Annotated in this window: 15 protein-coding genes and 4 pseudogenes; 13 read left to right on the top strand and 6 right to left on the bottom strand. The window is 40.6% G+C overall.

The annotated features are described in order from the left end of the window. The first annotated feature begins 16 nt into the window (after positions 1-16). The 7 genes and pseudogenes from RS130_RS17890 to RS130_RS17920 all read left to right on the top strand — a co-directional run bounded on the left by RS130_RS17890 (position 17) and on the right by RS130_RS17920 (position 7,411). The gene (locus RS130_RS17890) at positions 17-970 is read left to right on the top strand and encodes a DUF58 domain-containing protein (protein ID WP_316027053.1); all 954 of its coding nucleotides are present in this window, start codon (positions 17-19) and stop codon (positions 968-970) included. Continuing rightward, positions 967-1,470 carry a DUF4381 domain-containing protein gene (locus tag RS130_RS17895; RefSeq protein ID WP_316027054.1) on the top strand — a complete coding sequence of 168 codons (504 nt, stop codon included), beginning with the start codon at positions 967-969 and terminating at the stop codon, positions 1,468-1,470. Before RS130_RS17890 ends, RS130_RS17895 begins: the two co-directional genes overlap by 4 nt. Beyond that, positions 1,463-2,462 (top strand): annotated as a pseudogene (locus RS130_RS17900) (vWA domain-containing protein). Before RS130_RS17895 ends, RS130_RS17900 begins: the two are co-directional and overlap by 8 nt. Next, positions 2,459-4,363 (top strand): vWA domain-containing protein, encoded by a 1,905-nt coding sequence (locus RS130_RS17905; protein WP_316027055.1) that lies wholly within the window; start codon positions 2,459-2,461, stop codon positions 4,361-4,363. The pseudogene RS130_RS17900 and the gene RS130_RS17905 overlap by 4 nt, the downstream one beginning before the upstream one ends. Positions 4,364-4,371: 8 nt before the next feature. Beyond that, positions 4,372-6,087, top strand: a complete 1,716-nt coding sequence (locus RS130_RS17910; protein ID WP_316027056.1) for a BatD family protein — start codon at positions 4,372-4,374, stop codon at positions 6,085-6,087. A 66-nt stretch (positions 6,088-6,153) separates the two neighbouring features. Beyond that, positions 6,154-6,711, top strand: coding sequence for a sigma-70 family RNA polymerase sigma factor (locus RS130_RS17915; protein WP_316027057.1), 558 nt, complete (start codon positions 6,154-6,156; stop codon positions 6,709-6,711). Next, the gene (locus RS130_RS17920) at positions 6,704-7,411 is read left to right on the top strand and encodes a DUF3379 domain-containing protein (RefSeq protein ID WP_316027058.1); all 708 of its coding nucleotides are present in this window, start codon (positions 6,704-6,706) and stop codon (positions 7,409-7,411) included. The genes RS130_RS17915 and RS130_RS17920 overlap by 8 nt, the downstream gene beginning before the upstream one ends. Before the next feature lie 40 nt (positions 7,412-7,451). Here the strand turns inward: RS130_RS17920 and RS130_RS17925 are convergent, their stop codons facing one another. Next, complete coding sequence (locus tag RS130_RS17925; protein WP_316027059.1) at positions 7,452-7,898, bottom strand: GNAT family N-acetyltransferase; 447 nt, start codon at positions 7,896-7,898, stop codon at positions 7,452-7,454. A 167-nt stretch (positions 7,899-8,065) separates the two neighbouring features. On the opposite strand from RS130_RS17925, the gene RS130_RS17930 reads away from it, so the two are divergent. The 6 genes and pseudogenes from RS130_RS17930 to RS130_RS17955 all read left to right on the top strand — a co-directional run bounded on the left by RS130_RS17930 (position 8,066) and on the right by RS130_RS17955 (position 14,877). Continuing rightward, on the top strand, positions 8,066-9,283 hold the full coding sequence (locus tag RS130_RS17930) for an EAL and HDOD domain-containing protein (RefSeq protein ID WP_316028092.1): 1,218 nt from the start codon (positions 8,066-8,068) through the stop codon (positions 9,281-9,283). Between the two features lie 141 nt (positions 9,284-9,424). Further along, a complete protein-coding gene (gene cysD, locus RS130_RS17935) occupies positions 9,425-10,336 on the top strand; it encodes a sulfate adenylyltransferase subunit CysD (RefSeq protein ID WP_316027060.1) in 912 nt (303 codons plus the stop codon). Next, on the top strand, positions 10,336-10,932 hold the full coding sequence (gene cysC / locus RS130_RS17940; RefSeq protein WP_316027061.1) for an adenylyl-sulfate kinase: 597 nt from the start codon (positions 10,336-10,338) through the stop codon (positions 10,930-10,932). Before cysD ends, cysC begins: the two co-directional genes overlap by 1 nt. Next, positions 10,932-11,720, top strand: a complete 789-nt coding sequence (gene cysQ, locus RS130_RS17945; RefSeq protein WP_316028093.1) for a 3'(2'),5'-bisphosphate nucleotidase CysQ — start codon at positions 10,932-10,934, stop codon at positions 11,718-11,720. The genes cysC and cysQ overlap by 1 nt, the downstream gene beginning before the upstream one ends. 2 nt (positions 11,721-11,722) lie before the next feature. Continuing rightward, positions 11,723-13,133 (top strand): annotated as a pseudogene (cysN, locus tag RS130_RS17950) (sulfate adenylyltransferase subunit CysN). Positions 13,134-13,150: 17 nt separating this feature from the next. Further along, positions 13,151-14,877, top strand: a pseudogene (locus RS130_RS17955) (SLC13 family permease). Positions 14,878-15,139: 262 nt separating this feature from the next. On the opposite strand, the gene RS130_RS17960 reads toward RS130_RS17955, so the two are convergent. From RS130_RS17960 to RS130_RS17980, 5 genes and pseudogenes are all read right to left on the bottom strand, one after another. Next, positions 15,140-16,459, bottom strand: coding sequence for a methyl-accepting chemotaxis protein (locus tag RS130_RS17960; RefSeq protein ID WP_316027062.1), 1,320 nt, complete (start codon positions 16,457-16,459; stop codon positions 15,140-15,142). A gap of 350 nt (positions 16,460-16,809) precedes the next feature. After that, a pseudogene (gene rluF, locus RS130_RS17965) lies at positions 16,810-17,540 on the bottom strand (23S rRNA pseudouridine(2604) synthase RluF); the annotation flags it as partial. 73 nt (positions 17,541-17,613) lie between these two features. Beyond that, positions 17,614-18,777 (bottom strand): ABC transporter substrate-binding protein, encoded by a 1,164-nt coding sequence (locus RS130_RS17970; protein ID WP_316027063.1) that lies wholly within the window; start codon positions 18,775-18,777, stop codon positions 17,614-17,616. A 22-nt stretch (positions 18,778-18,799) separates the two neighbouring features. After that, complete coding sequence (locus tag RS130_RS17975) at positions 18,800-21,610, bottom strand: DUF349 domain-containing protein (protein ID WP_316027064.1); 2,811 nt, start codon at positions 21,608-21,610, stop codon at positions 18,800-18,802. After that, positions 21,600-21,893, bottom strand: coding sequence for a YeaC family protein (locus RS130_RS17980; protein ID WP_316027065.1), 294 nt, complete (start codon positions 21,891-21,893; stop codon positions 21,600-21,602). Before RS130_RS17980 ends, RS130_RS17975 begins: the two co-directional genes overlap by 11 nt.

Below are 21,893 nucleotides of genomic sequence, written 5' to 3' on the forward strand. Positions count from 1 at the left end.
AGTGACAGGAAGAAGTATGCAAGACATTGCAAAGTGGCTGGCTAAACACCACTGCGATGGTATCAATCTAAGTATAAAAGAATTGATCCATTATCAAAGTAAAACAGGCCTGATTAATCTATCTCCACGTAAGACAGTGCAAGCTAAATTAGCTGGCACCTATTTGGCAAAAACCAAAGGTCGAGGCATGGAGTTTGATGAAGCGAGACATTACCAACCTGGCGATGACATCCGTGCGATTGACTGGCGCGTGACAGCCCGCACCGGTAAAACCCATACAAAGTTATATAGAGAAGAAAAAGAACGGCCCGTTTTTGTGTTGACCGATCTTTCCTCGAGCATGCAATTTGGTACTCAATTGCTATTTAAATCGGTTCAAGCTGCACATTTAACCGCGTTGATTGCTTGGGCAGCACGTAAACGCGGAGACCGAATTGGCGGCCTAGTATTCAATCAAAACCAACATATTGAATGTAAGCCTTTCACTCGGCAAAAAGCCGTGCTGTCTTTACTCAACAGTATGATCAAGATCCAACAGCTTCCTCCTCAGGAACAAAGCCCGCAAGTCACCCTGGCTGACGCATGTGCTAGGATCCGAAGATTAGCGCATCCCGGTAGTTTAATTTTTATTTTAAGTGATTTCAGTCAACTCAACGATCTCACCAAACAACACATTTCACAATTGAGTAGGCATTGTGAAGTGATAGCTTATCCAATCAGTGATCCATTTGAGCACCAATTACCTAAAGTAAAAATGAGCCAAAAAGTGTCACTAACCGATGGTCAAAATAGGCAACAAATTGTATTGGGTGAAAAAGAAACCGAGAAACAATACAGCCTTCAACATCAAAGTCACTTTGAAGGCATTAAACATAAACTCAAACAATGTAAGGTACAGGTTATCGAAATCGATGCAGGCCAGCCTCTAAGTACCCAATTAGATCCATTTTCGCAAGGTCAACGTAAATGAATCCACTAGATAATTTAAAAGACATTCACTCCGCTACACATATTAGTAACTGGCCTATTGCTTACGGGTGGTGGCTAGTAGCCGTGTTAATCTTAATTAGCATTTACGCCACAATTAGGTGGGTTACCTACGTTAACCAACGACGCAAAGCCAAGAAGCAAGCGCTTAAAGAAGTACAGCAAATTATCATGACAAAAAATGATAGCCCCGCTGCATTAAATCAAATCCTAAAGCGAGTAGCGGTTGTTTATTTTCCAGGTATTGCAGTGCAGCAATTACATGGCAAAGAATGGGCTGAGTTTTTGATTAATGCCTTGCCCGAAAAACAGTCGACCAAGTATTCGACACAACTTACCTCGTTGCAAAATAATCTATATCAAAAGCAAGCTGTTACAGAAACAGACATAGCAGAGTATCAGAAAACCGTAGAGAAATGGTTAAAATTAGCGCTTCCTCCTAGTCGCAAAACCAGTCAAAAATTGGAGCAAAAACATGCTTGAGTTTGAATGGATATGGGCATTAGCAGCGCTCCCCTTACCTTTTTTAGCGCGTTTGTTGCCAGGCAAAAAAACAAGGCCAAGAGGCCGCTCTACGGGTGCCACATTTAACCTCTGGCATCGAAAGCAAACAGCAACACAAAGGCAATAACAGGTTCAGGTTGTTAATAGCCAGTATTGCATGGATCTTATTAGTCGTTGCCACCGCACGGCCTCAATGGCTAGGTGAGCCCGTGAGCATTCCCGCAGAAGGCCGAGATTTGATGATTGCCGTAGACTTATCAGGCAGTATGAAAATTGATGATATGCAAGTTAATGGCCGTCAAGTCGACCGTCTGAAAATGATTAAATATGTGCTTAGCGACTTTATTCAGCGCAGAGTGGGTGACAGATTAGGGTTGATTCTGTTTGCAGACACCGCGTATTTGCAAGCTCCTTTAACGTACGATAGAGAAACAGTAGACCAATTACTGAAAGAATCCCTAATTGGTTTAGTAGGTGAACAGACGGCTATTGGTGACGCTATTGGCCTAGCCATTAAACGTTTTGAAAGCAAAAAAGAATCAAACAAAGTACTAGTGCTATTGACCGATGGACAAAATACAGCTGGCAACATCACCCCAGAACAAGCCAATGAACTCGCCATTAATAGTGGGGTTACTATATACACTATAGGCGTTGGTGCCGACCAAATGCTCGTACAAAGTCTGTTCGGTAATAGACGAGTGAATCCATCACAAGACTTAGATGAAGAGATGTTAACTAACATTGCGACTTCTACTGGAGGCCAATATTTTAGAGCACGTGATGCTCAGTCCCTCCAACAAATTTATGCAACCTTAGATAAACTTGAACCCATAGCGCGGGAAAGTAAGCAAATGCGCCCCCTTAAAGCGTTGTATTTTTATCCACTTAGTTTGGCTTTGTTACTTACAATCTTACTAGCAGTATGGCCACTCTTGCAGCAATTTGTCTTTAGGAAGGCAATACGATGATGGGAAATTTATTTGAAAACATGTCTTTCTTAAGTGACTTTCACTTTCTACGCCCACATTGGTTATGGGCAATCATACCGTTAGTAATGTTGGTGGGATTAATTCGTTACATCCAAAAACAACAATCTGGTTGGCAATCGGTGTTAGCTGGTCATCTATACCAACATTTGATCACCACTGACAAGGCTAATACTGCACGTCCGCCACTGCTGTTATTAGGCGTAGGCTGGGTGTTAGCTAGCCTTGCTCTAGCAGGTCCTACATGGGAAAGGCTGCCGCAACCGGTTTATCAGCTTAATACAGGTAAAGTCGTGTTGATCGACATGTCTATGTCAATGCGTTCGACAGACGTAAAACCAGACAGGCTCACTCGCGCTAAATACAAAGCCATAGATCTAGTCAATGCTATTACTGAAGGTGAAACAGGCTTAGTAGTCTATGCAGGTGACGCGTTTACAATTAGTCCGTTAAGTTCTGATGCGCAAAATCTTACAACATTGATCCCCAGCCTAACCCCTGAAATTATGCCAATTGCGGGCAGTGACCCAGCGCTTGGGATCAAGGCCGCTATTGAATTATTAAGCAACGCTGGTTATCAGCAAGGCGAAATTTTCTGGATCACTGATGGCATTAGTAACCAACAAATGAAGGAAGTGAGTAACGAGATAAACAACTCGTTGTTTCGGGTCTCGGTTTTAGCAGTTGGCACCGAAGAAGGGGCACCGATAAAGCTAACAAATGGCGAATTACTTAAAGATAGTCGCGGTGCCATTGTTATACCTAAGTTAACCAGCAATAACCTTAAGTCGTTAGCACGCAGTGGCGGAGGGCGCTATGCGCCCATGCAGGCAAATGGTACGGATATAGATTACTTAATTGAGCAAAGCCTAGTGAGCCAAGATCAGGACGTGGATGAACAACAAGAGAAAGAAAACTTTGGTGACAAATGGCAAGAGCTAGGCCCATATTTATTACTGATATTACTGCCATTTGCTGCCTATGCCTTTAGAAAAGGCATAATCACTGTGCTATTTGCAGCTTGTCTCATACCTGTATATACACCTCAAGCTCAAGCGGGCTGGTGGCAAGATATGTGGAAAACCAGAGATCAACAAGGTATGCAAGCTTATAAAAATTCGGAGTTTGCACAAGCAGCAGAAACATTTGATGATCCGCTATGGCAAGGCAATGCCCACTATAGGAATCAAGCATACCAAGCAGCGATTGATGCGTTTTCGAAAGTAGATAGCCCACAAGCTCTTTACAACACGGGCAATGCATTAGCCCAGCTAGGTGAATTAGACCAAGCCATTGCTGCTTATGAAGAAGTGATTAAACAACAACCCGATCATCAAGACGCAATAGCCAATAAAGCCTTACTAGAACAATTGAAACAGCAACAACAACAACAACAACAACAACAACAAGAAGAACAAGAACAATCAGAAGGCGAGCAACAAGAGCAAGATGGTCAGCAAAACGGTGACAACCAACAAGGTGATCAACAAGATCAACAAGATCAACAAGGCCAAGACTCTCAAGAACAAAATAACGACGAACAACAGGGAGACCAACAGTCGGAAAACCAGCAACCGTCAGCCCCTTCCGAAGGTCAACAAGAGCAAGATGAAGAAAACACCGAAAGTGAAGAGCAGCGTTCAGCCGATCAGCAAGATGCTCAACAAACCAGTGAAGAATCCGATTCAGAGCAACAGCCGCAGGCTGCTCAAGCTCAAGAGCAAGAACTGACAGACGAACAAAAAGAACAAATGCAACGTATGCAGAACTTACTAAATCGTGTGCCTGATGATCCGGCATTTTTATTAAAACGCAAAATGCAAATCGAATCTCAGCAACGCAAAAGAGAAAGATTACCGACTAATATTCAGGGGAATTGGTAGAAGTGATTATGAGTAAATTGACACAATTATTCGGACGCTTAAGCATAGTATTGTTATTTTTTAGCACCGTGCTACATGCCCAAGAAATTGAAGTGACAGCCACTGTCGATAAAAACCCAGTCATGGCTGATGAGTCATTCAATTTAGTCGTGGTTGCTAATGGTGATGTAGACCGAGGAGATTTTGATTCTTCAATATTGGCTAAAGATTTTGTGGTGGGCCGTACTTCTGTCAGTTCACAAACTCAAATGATAAATTTTACCACCAGCAAAAGCACGACCTGGACAACGGTATTGATCCCCAGAAAACAAGGTCGTTTTACAATTCCAGCATTTGAAGTGGCAGGTAGTAAAACTCAACCTATTTCACTGATGGTGGTGCCGGTTTCTGCTAGCACCAACTCTGCCGCCCGTGACCTGTTTATCACCACCTCCGTCGACGTTGAAAAAGTATATCTACAGCAACAAATTCATTACACGGTAAAGTTACATTTAGCTAAAGATTTACAAAGAGGCAGTCTATCAAGCCCTACCCTAGAAAATGCTGATATCCGGCAAATAGGAAAAGACAAAGAATACAACGACATTGTCGATGGAAAACGCTATCGAATAATAGAACGTTCTTTTGCCATTATTCCGCAACAAAGCGGCACATTTGTCATTGAAGGCCCGTTATTTGAAGGTGAAGTAATAGACAACAGCCGCCAAAGCTTCGGATTCTTTAACCGCAACAAAGCAGTCAATAGAGTTGGCCCCAATCAAACAATTGAAGTATTGCCAGTACCCGCCAACTATAGTCAGCACTGGTTACCTAGTGAGTTTGTGCAAGTAGACGACGAATGGCAAAATAGTGACAAAGGATTTGTGGCTGGAGAACCCATCACGCGCACCATTACTTTGACCGCACTGGGTGTAATTGAGCAACAACTTCCAAATATCAATAGTCAATATCCAGATACGGTAAAAACTTATCCAGATCAGGCTGAAACGACTACAGTAGAAAAAGATAATACCTTGATAGCTCAGCGCAAAGAGTCTATTGCTATCATTCCTAGTCAAGCTGGCAGTTTGGTGATCCCAGAAGTCAAAATCCCCTGGTTTAATACCCTTACACAAAAAACCGAGTATGCGTTACTGCCAGAAAAAACCATACAGATTCTACCAGCGGTTAATCAGCCAACGACTGCCACTATTCCTTTGGCGCCAGTACAAAAAGCTGAAACTGACATATCTATACCTAAAGCTGTAACTACTCCAGTGATGGTGTCTGGGGTTGAGCAGTATTGGCAATGGATTGCGTTTAGCTTATTGGCGCTTTGGTTACTTACCCTAACCGCTTGGTGGATACATACAAAGCGATTTACAAAAACACAAACCATTCAACGCCCTTCTGAAGTCAGAACGACTGAAAGTGAAAAGGTGTTATGGAAGAACTTAGAAAAAGCCCTTAATAATCATAACGCTTTAGATAGCCAAACCCAGTTGAACTTATGGTTGGCTAACATAATAGAGAGTAAAAACGCCACGTTGGACTACTGCCTACAAAAACTTCAGCAACCCGCCCTCAATGACCAAGTGAATTATTTATTGGCTGCTCGTTATTCAGCAGAAAAAAACGCTTGGAAAAGCAATGAGTTACACTCTTTACTACGTAGTATTCGCAAAGCACGATTTGCGAACGCCAATGTAGCGCCCCCTCTTAAGCCTTTATATCCGGTGAACTAAACGCTACCCTGTTACACAGTAAATGGAGTGTGAAATCACTTTTAGCCAACAGTTTGGTAAATAATTATGTTTGCACGAAAGCAAAACAAAACTGCTACGGTCTCTAAAGACATGGCAAATAAACAAACACGCTATGAAGCGCTGGTACTGGCTCTTCATGGAGATATTTACCGCTATGCATATTGGCTTGTAAAAGACAAAGCAGTGGCGGAAGACATAGTACAGGAGACCTTTCTCAGAGCTTGGAAGTCTTTGGATTCCCTAAAAGATGAAAAAGCAGCCAAGTCTTGGTTAATTACCATTTTGCGTCGAGAAAATGCGAGACGGTTTGAACGTAAACAGTTTGATTTGGTTGATATTGATGACGTATCAATTGAGGACGATATTTTGTCAAATGAAGTACAGATCGAGCATCGAGAGCTGCGTAAAATCATGTCCTCTTTAAGCGAAGAATACAGAGAACCGTTGATGCTACAAATTGTCCTTGGCTACAGCGGCGACGAAATTGCCGCACAGCTAGATTTAAACAAAAACACGGTTATGACACGCCTATTTAGGGCCCGTAACCAAGTAAAAGAATTGCTTGAAAAAAATGACATACAGTGGGGGCAATTAAATGGATGATTTAGAATTTCGCCGTAAGGTGTATGCAGATCCTAATTGTGCGGACGAAGAGATATTAAAGGCGTTAGCTGACGATCCTAAAAAGCGAGAATTCTTACGTGAACTGAAATTGCTTGATAAAAAAATGCATCAAGCGAGTCAAGTTGAAGTACCTATTGATCTCGCCAGTAAACTGATATTGCGGCAGACTATGCACAGCCACAACATGAGCAAAAAGCGTAATCGAATACAGCTGGCTTTAGCAGCATCCATCGCCTTTGTGATGGGGGTGAGTTTTATGTTATGGCAACAAAATAATCTAATAAATATCTCAGAACACGCTATAGCGCACGTTCGGGCTGAAGGTAGTTACGCATTAGATGCCCATGAGAATATTAGCCTACAACAAGTCAATGCTAAATTGGCCAGTTTTGGTGGAGAAATTTCAGGAGAAATAGGTCAAATTTATTACGCCAACTTCTGTGATTTTGACAATATCAGAAGTTTACATTTAGTTGTTCAATATGGCGACGAAAAGCTGACACTATTTGTCGTACCTAACAAGTTGGAATTTGATAAGGAAAGCGAGTCTCATACAAAAGGCTTTCATAGCCAAACAGTTGGATATCAACGGGCTAACTTAGTGGTGGTTGGTGAAGAAGGTGCAGATGTTAGTCAAGCCAAGCGGGATTTGAGCAAGAAATTTAAATTCTCCACTTAAGGCCGTAAATGCCAGGGTAATGATACACATTACCCTTTCTTTATTTATCGTGGGCTTCATAAGCCATACTAATATGCTCGATTCCCCCGTCATCATAGGGTTTACCAAAGGCTACAAACCCTAATCGGCGATAGAATTCACTAGCATCTACTTGAGATGACAGCATAATAGGCCAATGTGGATACTCATCTTGGATGTCTGTCAGCATGGTATTAATCAAATCTTTACCATGCCCTCCCCCTCTACTTTTCTTATCCAGAACAACTCTTTCTATTTTTATTATTTGTTTATCAGGCGCTTGTCGGTATCGCGCATAACCAAACAATTTCTGTTTGGTATTTTTGAGTAAATAGTGAATCGCCGACTGATCTAATTCGTCCAAATCTGCGTAAATACTATTTTGTTCGACAATAAATACGTCTTGGCGTAACTTTAAGATGGCATACAAATCATCTTTGGATAGTTGTTTAAAAGTCTGTCTGTACATAAATTCAAGCGTAGCTTTAGGTGAAATTTAATTAGCATAAATCAAAGACAACCTATATTCTATGGCATATTAAAATACGTTAATTTATACTTAACCACAGCTATTGTGATTGCAATAACTCAAATAACAATTTAATGTACGAACACTCTAATCAATTAGGGGATAATTTGAGCTTCTACGCTGCACGACAACCCATATTAAACAAAGATAAAACCTTGTTTGCTTATGAATTATTGTTTAGAAATAGTCTTGAAAATATATTTCCTAATATAAATGACGATCAAGCAACCGCGAAGTTAATTGAAGGGTTACAGTTTAATTTAGGACTAGAAACCCTCACTAAAAACTCGCTCGCTTTTATCAATTTCACTCAACATTCTCTATTTGAAGGCTATCCGTTTTTATTGCCCAATGACAAAGTTGTAGTGGAAATTCTCGAGACCGCCACACCTAGTAAAAAACTGCTGAATGCCTGCATTGAGTTAAAAAAGAAAAAATACACCATCGCCCTAGACGACTATGAGCATAGTAAGGTATGGCAACATTTTTTCCCTTACATAGACATCATTAAACTTGATTACAGTTTAACCTCTGAAACGCAGTTTCAAGAAATACTCAAGGCAATCGCACCTTTTCCAAATATCAAATTATTGGCCGAAAAAATTGAGACGTATGAAGAGTATCAACATGCTGTAGATTTAGGCTGTGAGTATTTTCAAGGATATTTTTTCAGTCGCCCTGAAGTGATCCGTTCTATTTCATTTTCGCCGGCACAAATATCAATCATCAAGTTAATGGCTGAAATAAACAAAGCGACCCCAGACATGAATTTGGTCACATCTCTTTTTGAAGAAGAAGTGAGTCTGTCGTTCAAGCTATTGCGTCACTTACAGTCACCTTTATTTAAACGTCGAAAAGACGTGGATACAATCAAACAAGCCGTGGTCATTTTAGGAAATAAAGAACTTAAACGCTTTATATCTATATTATTTACTGCCCAATTTAGTAAAGGAAAACCTCAAGAACTCACTGTCATGTCTTTAGCAAGAGCACGCTTTTGTGAGTCAATGGCTGAAAATAATATGTTAAAGGGCATAGAGACTTCGGCTTTTTTAATTGGCTTGCTGTCTTTAATTGATGCGTTGGTAGATGCTGATATAAAAGAACTAATGGATAAACTACCGTTAGGACCAGACATAAAGAATGCCATAGTCGAACGACAAGGTAACTCAGCTAACTTACTGCATTTATGTGAAATGTTTGAAAAAGGAGAGTGGCAACAGCTAGATGATTATTGCCAGGAAATCAAGATAGATCCAAGAAAAACAGCTGAGTTATATACGCTATCAATTCAGTGGGCTACCGAAAGATTGGAATCAATGTAATAAAGATTGTTTTTAGTCATTAGCATTTAATTATTAGATAGTCTTATCTTGTCCAAAAAAACACACGCCAGACTCAATTTTTGATATTGTTCTACCCATAGAATTTTTTAATATATACATCAATTTAATCGTGAGATATACATGCCTAACTCAATTCCAACTGTGACTCATTTAAAGCAACTTGAAGCGGAAAGCATTCATATTTTTCGTGAAGTAGCTGCTGAATTTGACAATCCTGTGATGCTTTACTCTGTAGGTAAAGACTCTTCTGTACTTTTACATTTAGCTCGAAAAGCTTTTGCTCCAGGTAAAATACCTTTTCCATTATTACATGTAGATACCACTTGGAAATTCCATGAAATGATTGAATTTCGTGACAAGATGGCAGCTAAACATGACTTGGATTTGTTGGTTCATATCAACCAAGAAGGGGTTGATATGAATATCAGCCCATTTGTTCATGGTAGTGCTAAGCATACAGATATCATGAAAACAGAAGGATTAAAGCAAGCGTTAAATAAGTATAAATTCGACGCAGCCTTCGGTGGCGCAAGACGAGATGAGGAAAAATCTCGAGCCAAAGAACGGGTTTATTCATTTCGAGATGAAAACCATAGATGGGATCCTAAAAACCAACGACCAGAATTGTGGGACATTTACAATTCTCAAGTGAACAAGGGTGAGAGCATTCGTGTGTTCCCTATGTCTAACTGGACAGAATTAGACATCTGGCAATATATTTATATGGAAGACATCGAAATTCCACCATTGTATCTATCAAAGCCCCGCCCAGTAGTGGAACGAGACGGTACCTTGATTATGGTAGACGACGATCGAATGCCGCTGAACGGTGAAGTGCCAGAAATGCGCTCGGTGCGTTTTAGAACGTTAGGCTGCTACCCACTAACAGGTGCAGTAGAGTCAACGGCCGCCACGTTACCGGAAGTCATTCAAGAAATGTTGTTGACGAAGACGTCAGAACGCCAAGGCCGAGTTATTGACCATGACTCTTCAGGTTCAATGGAGAAGAAAAAAATGGAAGGATATTTCTAATGGTAGATAACATAGTTTGGCATCAGCATGAGGTGAATAAAGCCCGCCGAGCAGAAGCAAAAAAGCAGAAACCTGCCGTATTGTGGTTAACTGGTTTAAGTGGCTCAGGCAAATCAACGATTGCCAATTTGCTAGAAAAAAAGCTCGCGGAACATAATAAGCACACCTACTTGCTAGATGGTGACAATGTACGACATGGCTTGTGCGGAGATTTAGGATTTAGCGATAAAGACAGGGTTGAAAATATTAGACGTATTGGTGAAGTGGCTAAATTGTTTGTAGACGCAGGTACTATTGTCCTGACTGCGTTTATATCTCCTTTTAAAAGTGAAAGAGACTACTGCCGTAACTTATTAGACGCGGGAGAATTTGTCGAAATATTTATTGACACGCCTCTAGCAGAGTGCGAAAAACGCGACCCTAAAGGGTTATATCAAAAAGCTCGACAAGGTGATATTAAGGATTTTACAGGTATTGATTCACCATATGAAGCGCCAGAGTCTCCTGAGATAACACTGCGCTATGCTGGCCAAACAGCTGAAGAGTCTGTCGAAGAAATATTTGAATTATTAAAAAGCAAAGGATTTTTAGCTTGATGTTAACTGACACACTTATTCAAAGCATAGTTGATATCAGTCACCAAGCTGGCGACAAGATAATGGAAATCTACCAAAGAGATTTTGCTATCTATGAAAAATCAGATGAAAGCCCATTAACTGAAGCCGACCTTGCCGCTCATAACTGTATCGTGGCAGGGCTGCAGGCCATATCTGATTTACCCATCCTATCCGAAGAGTCGGCTAATATTAGTTGGCAGGAACGTAGCGGTTGGGATAAATACTGGTTAGTGGATCCTCTGGACGGAACCAAAGAATTTATCAAAAAGAATGGCGAATTTACGGTAAACATCGCGCTTATTGACAAAGGTGTACCTGTATTAGGTGTGGTTTATGCGCCGGTATTGAGCCAAACCTATGTGGGTATCGTTGGCCAAGGTGCCTATAAAATCAGTGCAGGACAAAAAACTGACATTAGCCCTAAAGCCCATATTAAAGGCGATTCATGGAAGATAGTCGGTAGCCGTTCGCATCAAAGTCCTGAAATTCAGGCTCTGCTTGATTCTTTACCTGGCGAAACAGAATTAGTCGCGATGGGAAGCTCTTTGAAGCTTTGTTTAGTGGCCGAAGGAGTGGCGCATTTGTATCCCCGTTTAGGGCCAACATCCGAATGGGACACTGGTGCCGCACAAGCAGTAGTTGAAGCGGCCGGTGGCAAGGTGACAATAATTAAAGATGCCGCTAATCCATTGAAAGAAGATGCTGAGCCTCTTAGATACAATCAAAAAGATTCCGTTTTAAATCCATTTTTCTTAGTGAGTTGCTAATTATGAATAGCGAAAATAAATTATTACAGTCTGATATTTTGGGCTACCTAGAACAACACGAAAAGAAAGACATGTTACGTTTTTTGACGTGTGGCAGCGTTGATGACGGCAAAAGTACCTTAATTGGCCGTTTGTTACACGATTCAAAAATGATTTTTGAAGACCAACTTGCCGCCATAACCAAAGACAGTAAAAAAGTAGGTACAACAGGTGAAAAAGTTGACTTAGCTTTATTAGTTGATGGCCTTCAGTCTGAGCGTGAACAAGGCATAACAATCGATGTAGCCTATCGCTACTTTTCAACTGATAAGCGTAAGTTCATTATCGCAGACACCCTAGGACACGAGCAATACACGCGTAACATGGTGACCGGTGCGTCAACTTGTGATGTGGCGATTATATTAGTGGACGCTCGAGCTGGGGTCAAAACTCAAACCCGTCGTCACTCTTTCCTCGTTTCTTTATTAGGCATTAAACACATTGTGGTTGCCGTCAATAAAATGGATCTTAAAGATTACAGTGAAACGGTTTATGAGGAAATTAAACGTGATTACCTCGAGTTTTCTAAGCAATTAGAGATCCCAGACATTCAGTTTATTCCTTTATCTGCTCTGGAAGGTGATAACGTTGTAAATATCAGCGAAAACACACCTTGGTATAAAGGTCAGTCGTTAATGTCAATGTTAGAAAACATCGAAATTAACAATGATGTGAACGTTGATGATTTCCGTTTTCCGGTGCAGTACGTTAACCGCCCAAACCTTAATTTTAGAGGGTTTGCAGGTACAGTAGTCTCTGGTGAAATCAAACCAGGGGACAGTATTACGGCGCTACCTTCAGGTAAGCAGTCGAGAGTTAAAGCTCTGGTTAACTTTGAAGGAGAGCAAGAACGCGTTTATGCGCCACTTACCACTACCATTACACTTGAAGATGAAATCGATATTTCTCGTGGAGACATGATAGTAAAAAGTGACAATTTACCACTTCATTCAAGCACTTATAAAACGAATTTGGTGTGGATGGATGAAGAGCCGCTTCTGCCTCATAAGCAATATGGATTTAAGTTTGCGACTAAATTTGTACCTTGGCAGTGTTGCTAACATTGACTACCAAATAGACGTAAATTCAATGGAGCAAAAAGATGCGGTGCGCTTAGAATTGAATGAAATAGCAGTAGGTAATATTAAGCTGACACAACCTGTTGCTTGTGACCCGTATACCAAAAACCGTGCAACTGGTGCCTTTATCATTATCGATAGATTGACCAATAGTACCGTAGGTGCGGGTATGATCATTGAAGCGACTGACGACAGTGGTAAGAATACAGATTATTCTGAATTCGAATTGGAATTTAATGCCTTAGTTAGAAAGCACTTTCCCCATTGGAATGCTGCCGACATTACTAAGCTTTAACTATAAGATAAAATAATATGGATAGTAACCAGTATCTGGTTCTCGCGATATTTACTGGTACCATATTGGCGCTTGTAGTAACAGACAAGCGCCCTTCTCTTATTTTTGCTAGTTCGCTATTGGCTCTTATTGCCAGTCAGCAACTGGTAATGGTTGATGTAATAAACAATTTAACAAACCAAGGATTAATAACCCTAATATTACTGCTATTGGTCAGTTCTGCGGTAGACAAAACCTCCTTGATAAAACGCCTTGCTAGAACTCTAGTAACGGCTAACTTCAAATCCAGTTATTGGCGCCTATTTGGCTTAACATTCACCTCTTCAGCCTTATTGAATAACACCGCCATTGTGGCTAGTTTAATTGGCCCTGTTAAGCAAAACCAATATCACCATGCTTCACGCCTACTTATTCCCCTCTCCTACTCAGCCATTTTAGGCGGTACTGTGACCTTAATTGGCACCTCAACCAATTTGATTGTAGATAGTTTTTTGATTGAACATGGCCATTCTGGATTCAATTTTTGGGATTTTACTTTGTATGGTCTTGTTGCTGGCTTAAGCTGTGGCTTATTAATGTTTCTAATGACTCCTTTGTTGCCAGAGATTGAAAATAAAAACAATCAATACAATAGTTACTTTATCGAAGCCGATGTTGAGTCAGATTCAGAACTAGTCGGCAAAACCGTTGAAGAGAATCATCTTCGAAACCTTCCCGAACTGTTTTTGATAGAAGTATTCAGAGACGGAAAGCTATTCAGCCCCATAACCCCTGACTTTGTGATCCACGCCAATGATAAACTTATATTTACAGGCAATGTACAAAACGTAGATAACCTTAGTCATATTAAAGGCTTAAAATTATTTGCCGAGTCTGATGGTTTACTTAGAGAAAACCTAACCGAAGTTATTATTTCAAATCGCGCGCCTATAATCGGTAAGACACTTAAAGCATTGGGTTTTAGAGCGTTGTTTGATGCAGCTGTCGTTGCCATACGCCGCGATGGAGAGTCGTTATCAGGGAAACTAGGAGAAATAAAATTACAAGCGGGTGATTTTTTATTGCTGGCCACCGGTCCTGATTTTGTGCAACGACACAATTTGGCAAAGAACTTTTTTATATTATCCGAAAAGAAAGTCGTGACAAAACTAAGCCGCCTGCAAGAATGCATTACCTTTGGGGGGTTCATAGTTACTGTTGGTCTAGCGGCCTCATCAATATTAAATTTAGCGACTGGATTACTGTTTTTTTGGCGATACTCGTGGCCAGTGGCATCACGTCAAACAATGAAATTAAACGCAATATTCCTTTGAATTTAATTATTGTGATTGTCGGCGCACTAAGCCTAGCCACAGCCTTAGAGAAATCGGGAGTCATTGCCTACCTTATGGATGCGCTATACCCATGGGCTTCAAGTGTCAGTCCGATATGGGCACTAGTGACGATATATTTGCTAACATTATTACTGACTGAATTAGTTACCAATAATGCAGCTGCTGCACTTATGTTTCCATTTGCCTATGGTATGGTACAAGCATTAGGAGCGCCTATTATGCCTTTTGCCTTAGCCGTCGCTTTTGCCGCCAGTGCCAGCTTTATTTCACCTTACGGTTATCAAACGAACCTGTTGGTCTTCAGTGCCAGCAATTATAAATTCAAGCATTTTATTAAGTTTGGCTTACCTATCTCTATTTGTTATTCGAGCATTGTCTTGCTCTTATTGAAATACACTTATGGTTTATAAACAAAGCGTCGATAAACCATGTATTGCTAAATTACTCAACCTGAATCCTGGATAATCCGAACCTCTCGATAACGCTCTTTTTGTATCTAGCAGCGTTGGATTGTATGGCTATAACACGCTATGACGTACAACAATCCGCCTCGCTAAACACGAAAAATTTCGTCACCGAGTAACACTTAGCTGAGGTTATATAGACAAAAACATATTAAGCCATTGAATTATATTTCTTAGCTTAAACGATACTTCTTATCCACAACTCAGGTTACTTACTGCTATCTAAGTTAGTGACAAATTGTGAAACAGATTGCACGACTTTTTGCGCCCCGACTCTGATAGCTTCAATCACTTGATTGGTTTTATTGATTCGCTCCGCGACTTCCGTTGCAGTATTTTTACTGTTATTAATGGTTGCAACCGCTTGACTGGTTAATTCCTGATTCTTTGCCACTACATCAACAATTTCTTGGGTTGAACGACTAGTTCGAGATGCTAATTCCCTTACTTCATCAGCAACCACCGCAAAGCCTCTTCCTTGGTCACCGGCTCTGGCAGCTTCAATAGCAGCATTTAACGCTAACAAATTAGTTTGGTCCGCAATACTACTAATGGACTGAATAATGGTACTGATCGTTTTTGACTGCGAGTCTAAAGCGTCTATATTGTCTGAGGCAAATGTCATTTGTTCCGCCAACTGCTCCATAACATTTGCCGTTTGCTGCATTAATTCAGCGCCTTGTCTAGCGCTTTCATCGGTATGTTGAGAGGTGTCAAATGCAATTCTTGCTGCTTCATTTGTCTGCGCTTCTAACACCACCTGCTGGGTAATAACAGTGGCAAACTTAACGATCTTATAAAGGTTACCGTGGTTATCAAAAATAGGATTGTAAGAGGCGTCTAACCACACCACATTGCCCTGTTTGTCTACTCGTTTAAAACGAGAGGCAACAAACTCACCTTCATTAAGTTTCTGCCAAAACGCCACATAATCTGGCGAAGAAGTTTCTTCGTCAAGACAAAACATACGATGGTGTTTGCCTTCTATCTCAGAAAATTGATAACCCATTGCGTCCAAAAACAAGTCGTTAGCATGCTCTACAAAACCTTCTGGAGTAAACTCAATCACGGCCATCGACCTAAGCAAGGCTCTTATCATGTTATCTTGATGAATAGACTTTTCTATGGTCCTAGATAAATTGTTTGCGAATATATCAAAATACAAACACCCTCCATCTTGGTCTTTTACTGGTTGAAGAATGATCCTCAACCATACCACTTGACCATCCTTTTCAAGCTCAACCGCTCCGCACCAATGTAATTTTTGTTCCAGCGCATTTTTTAATTGACTGAAGTGCTGACTACTTCGAGATTGTTGGTAAACCATATCAATAAACTTACGCTGATAAATTTGCTGCTCAGGAATTCCAGTTTCTCTAAGGAAAACTGCATTAACTTCCTCTACGACCCCCTGCTCACTCAGCACAATATGCAACATTTCTTCGCTTAAACTATCAAAAATCTGCTTGTTAATAGATAGCGCTTTTTGGGTGTCGAGTAATTCATCTTTTAGTTTACTGTTAAACATATATTTCCTTATCTCTATTTATCACCATTATCGGCGTAAATGCGTAAACAATAAGTTTTCGATTGTCTGTAACTATGTTTCGGCAACAAAAAATATAGCATTAATTAATCCCCTGACAAACTAAATGAACCATAAGTTAGTGTTTTAAATTAAAGGGTAAAGCTTGTAGATTTGCGATAAGTGTTTTTACCCCCTAAGGGGGCTGTGAAGAACGTCAATATTGTCGACGCTTTTACTCTTTGATACTAATTATGGATTATATTCACTAAGCAAACATAGTATGCAACAACTGTAAAAACTTTGGTTTGAAACAAAGTTATGCATTTAAAAAGTAGAATATAACCTTAGATGGCCGTTTTTGATGAATCTTGTACTGCGCTATTAATCTCTGCCATTTCGTCAGCCGTTAAATTACGCCACTGACCGGGTTTAAGCCCAGCTAAACGCACAGACATAATGCGACTACGTTTCAATTTAGTCACCTCATACCCTAAGTACTCGCACATACGTCGAATCTGTCTATTTAAGCCTTGGGTTAGAATAATCCTGAATACCATCTTACTTTGCATCGTCACTACACAAGGCTTAGTGACAGTATCTAAAATCGGAATGCCGTTAGCCATCTTTTGAATAAATAACTCAGTCAATGGTCGATTTACGGTAACAATATACTCTTTATCATGTGCGTTTTCTGCCCGCAAAATCTTATTCACTATATCGCCATCACTGGTTAAAAAATCAAGCCTTCGGACGGCTTGTCTAATCGACCAATAGGAAAAATCCTCTCTTTGTGGCCAATAGCATCAATGATATTGCCTTTAACGTGGCGCTCTGTCGTGCAGGTAATGCCAACAGGTTTGTGGTACGCAATATACACCCTATCGGATTTATTTTTGGCGCTAGCAGAAATCACTTTTTGGTCCACTTTCACTATATCGCCTATCGCCACTTTAGTGCCTAGTTCGGGGATTACACCATTAATCGTTACTCGTTTTTGCTCGATCAATTTGTCTGCTTCTCGACGAGAACAAAAACCTGAATCACTGATAAATTTATTTAACCTGATAAAAGACATGAACATACAGCTCTATTTAATATGAAAGGAAATACCTACTACACCTTGAGGCATTTTATACGATTGGCGGTCAAAAGAATCAATTTAATTGCTGATTAATAATGTCTAATGGCGCCAGTAAATATTCTTTTCTATCCCTATTATTGAATTTGCTATAGTTATATAAAATCCGTTTGTTCCATTTCGGCTCAATCAAAAATGGACCAATACGGTGCACATTTTCTTTACTTAACTGCGACATTTCTATTTCGACAATCGTGCCATATTTTTTAGCAAAATCAATTCCATGCAAATAATCATAGTAAAAAATCAATGCCAACCCAGCCTCCAAAAAATGTCCGCCAAAACTAATATCGATTTGGCCATTTTCGATAAAAGGTATGGTATTGGGTGACCAGTCAATACTGCCGACTAAGACGTCATGTTTATACTGATACTTTTTAAGGCCATCAACTATCCCCCAAGCCATATTGTCGCTGGCGGCCCAAAATATATCAATGTCACTATGGCGACCAACAACCGTTGCCATTTTTTCTAAAGCAATAGCTCTACGCCAATTTGCAGCTACATTATTAAACAGGTGGCTTTTAGGATCATTGTGCACGGCTCGCCTCACACCTTCCACCCGTTGCTGACTAACCGCTGCATAAGGCAAGCCCGTGAAACCAAAAACATTAGCGCCACACTTAGTCTTAGTACAATTATTTCGCTTTCGATACAAGCTCAACAAAGCCTGCATTAACTGTTTACCAACTTGAATATCGTTAGGAGAAAAGTGGCCTAACCACAGTGGAAAGCGTTCTCTAGGTTTGCCTAATTCAACGAATTGCTGAGCAGAGACATAAGAATTCAAACTAATAAACGGAATTGATTGTTCATTCAGTAAAGCGAGTAACTTTTCCTCAGCGCCAAATAGAAACGCAGACATAACCAAAGTCGGAGGGTGCTGGCGATCGTTAAGATAGTTTTTAATATAGCCAACAACTCCGAAACGATCTCTATACTTACCGGGAACATAATGCACATCCACATTAATATCTAACGCATCACCGACGGCTTGATAAAAATCGACTTCACTTTGCCAAAATGGAAATGTGTCATCAGCGTTGACCAATAAAACAACCTCTGTTTGTGAGCTTTGCCCATCATCAGCTAAGACGCTAGAACAAAACACACTTACAGCAAAGTACAAGCCCAGAGGCAAACAGAAGGAAATCATTGTCCCTATGAATTTAAAGTACATAACGCTTCCTTGTGGAAATACTCTAGACTAGGTAGACTTTTTCTAAGCGTGGTAACAACTGTATACTGTCATGATCTAACACTCCACCACTTATCCAGCGCTTTAACAGCGTACTGAGCTCGACCCCCTCACCTGTTTGAAGTTTTTGCGCCATTAACTGCATTTGTACATGTTGTCGAGTGGCCGCTTCTTCCTTGGGAGACTCTATTTGCGCTAATATTTCCATTTGTAAAACAAGTGTATGGCGGTCAACTGAATCTACTAAATTGACGAAGCTTCCTTGCCAAGACTTAGGCAACACATTGATTCTATCTGTTATGTCTGGATCGCCATGCCAATCTTTCAAAATGGCAAATATGTCTCTAAAGTGCTGACGTTTTTCAGCGCTTTTAATGGCCGCTAATTTGTCCCTCTGCCTTTCTACTGCAGTTTGTAAGCGCCTTTCAATATCTTTTTGTTGCGCAATAGGCAAGGCAGCTGCTAGGGCCAAAATATCCGACCTATTTTGCAGAGCATTTTGAATATCAGCTTTGTCTTCTGCTTCAAACAATCTGCCTTCAAGTTCTGTTACTTGCTGTTTGACTAACTCAACCTGTTGTTGTTCCCGCTGTTTATGTTGTTGATTCTCAGCAGTTCGCCTAGCAAACACGTCATCATTTGCTTTTCTAAAGGCAGGCCACAATACCGCTTCTGCTTTTCGTCCAGCGTGCTCAATCGTTTTCCATTGAGTTTGCAGAACTTTCACTTGCTCAATTGCCTCACTCACCGACTCTAACTCAACTAAAGCCTGTGCTTTGTCTAATAGTTTTTGTTTTTGCTCTTGGTTAGCTTGGTAAAACTGATTAACTTTCTCTCGTAACGGTGAATACAACGCTTGATACTGATCAAACACGGTGGTTCGTAGCTTATAATCCACCTCACCTATTTTCTTCCACTTTTGCTGTAAAGTCCTTAAGGATTTCGCCAACTCTGACGTGGCGACAGTTGAATCAGCCAGCGCTTGCAGGTCTGTAATAATTTTCTGTTTGGCCAATAAATTCTGTTGCCGCTCTTGTTGTTGCTTATCGTAGTGCTGGCGGCACGGTTCAAAGGCCTTTTCAATGGCTTGGTCAAAAGCTTGATTAAGAGCCTGATCAGACTCAGAGTCTAATTTTCCTAGGCTATTCCATTGTGCTCTTAGCGCTTTAATTGCCCTTGCTTGAGCGTCGATAGCAAAAGGTTGCGTAATCAATCGCTCAACCTCATTAAGTAACGCAGGCTTACGCGGAGCAGCGATGTATTCTTGCCAGTCTTGCAGATTCTCAATTTGCTCTTTCACTGACATAAAAGACTTTTCAAGCGACTGCTGCTGTTTTTCGGGCAAAGCATCAAACCACACTTGGACTTTTTGATACAAGCCCATAGCCGCCTTAAATTTACCTTGACGCACTAAACTGTCGACCGCTCTAATTTTGTTTCTACAGCGGGACACTTCTGCATTAACGGCTTGTTTTAATTGCTTTAAGGCCAATTGCCATTCTTTATTTCGGCTATTCCAACGCTCAATTAGCGTATTCGGTAATTGAGATTGGTAATTGCCTATTGCCTGTTGCCATTGTTTTTTTGTTTCGTAGGCAAAGTCTTGTGCCGCCTCTATCTGACTTTGATCAGTTGGCAAAGTTAAGTCTGTAAACTTAGTTAAAATTGACTCAGCAGCGTGAATCGAATGTTGGAACTCAGCCAAATTAGCCAATGTATTTTGACCTGTCATTAACTTGTTCTGCAATTGCTCTAATTGTTTGTGCAGCTGCTGATCATGCTTATCGACTTGATGAATCAACGATTGAAGATCCTGGCTATGTGTCGCTAGCTGCCGGGCCAACGTGCTTGCTTCTGTTTCCGTAATGTCACTAATTCGTGTAGCCAGTTGCTCAGACAAATGACTCAAGCTCTGGTTGACGTTTTCAGAAACACTGTTGATGCTCGAGCGCAACGCTTTGTCTGCTAATTTTGCTTGCCATTCGGGTAACAGTAAATCTATGGTGCGTGTCACTTTTTGCGAAATGTCAGCGTATTTCTGTTCGAGCTCTTGGCGTTTAACGTCTGTCAAACAAGAAAACTGACTAGTTAAGCGTTGATATTGTGCCACTAAATCTGTTTGTTGCTGTTGAATAAGCGGTAATTCATTACCGTCTTTCAAGGCTAAAAGCCGAGACAAGATCATTTTAACCTGCTGCTCTATTTCTAGGGGTAAGGACTCCGCCACTAACCAATCATCTAAAATACGCTTGCTTTGAACTTTAATCGCTTCTACTGGGCTTTTTTTAATGAGTCTATTTAGTAGTTTTCTTTGCTGAGTCCCATCACGTAACTGCTCTAGTAAGCGCAATTGCAATGGCTCATTTTGACTCTCGAGTAGCAATTTCTCCTGTACTTGAGGCTTATCTAATTTTTGCAACAACTCTAACGTCAAATCAGTATCTTGCTGGATCCAGTTTTGTTGCAGTAATTTTTCCAGCAAGCGATTGTCTCGACATTCCTGCACAAACTTACGTTTATCACCAGCGCTCAATAGCTCAGTTTGATCAGCTAATAACGTCTCTTCAACTACTCTTTGCGCTCGTTTTAATACTCTCTCGTTCTTAGAGATTTCCGACATTTTGTACCACAAAACAAAACTATCTAGTTTTTGCAGTGCTGCCAAACTGACATTTACGTCGGCATCATTAAATGCTAATTCATGTAAAATAGATTTCTGCTCAGGATCTTGTTTATTCAGATTGTCGATGGCCTGAATACGTATTTGAGGATTAGGACTTTGATGTTTGGAACGAAAAAGATGTTTAAAGATCATCTTGTTTAAACCGCGCTATTGTTTGATTGTTGGTTGAGTTGTTTGCAAACTCTTGTTTGAAGGATTCACGGCTTTTATGCACTATTTCGCCATTTTCACCCACAGTCATATGCTGCTCAGATTTTAACACCTTGGATTGATACATCATCACTGCTTGCATACTGGTTTCACGTTGCGATTCAGTCAATGGCGAGCCATCTAACCACTTTCCGGTTTCAACGGCTTGTCGCAATTTTTCATACACCTGAGGTGACATATTGCGTAAAAGAGCGTCTTGTAGCAT

It is taken from the genome of Paraglaciecola aquimarina, assembly GCF_032464635.1.
Lineage (GTDB): Bacteria > Pseudomonadota > Gammaproteobacteria > Enterobacterales > Alteromonadaceae > Paraglaciecola > Paraglaciecola aquimarina.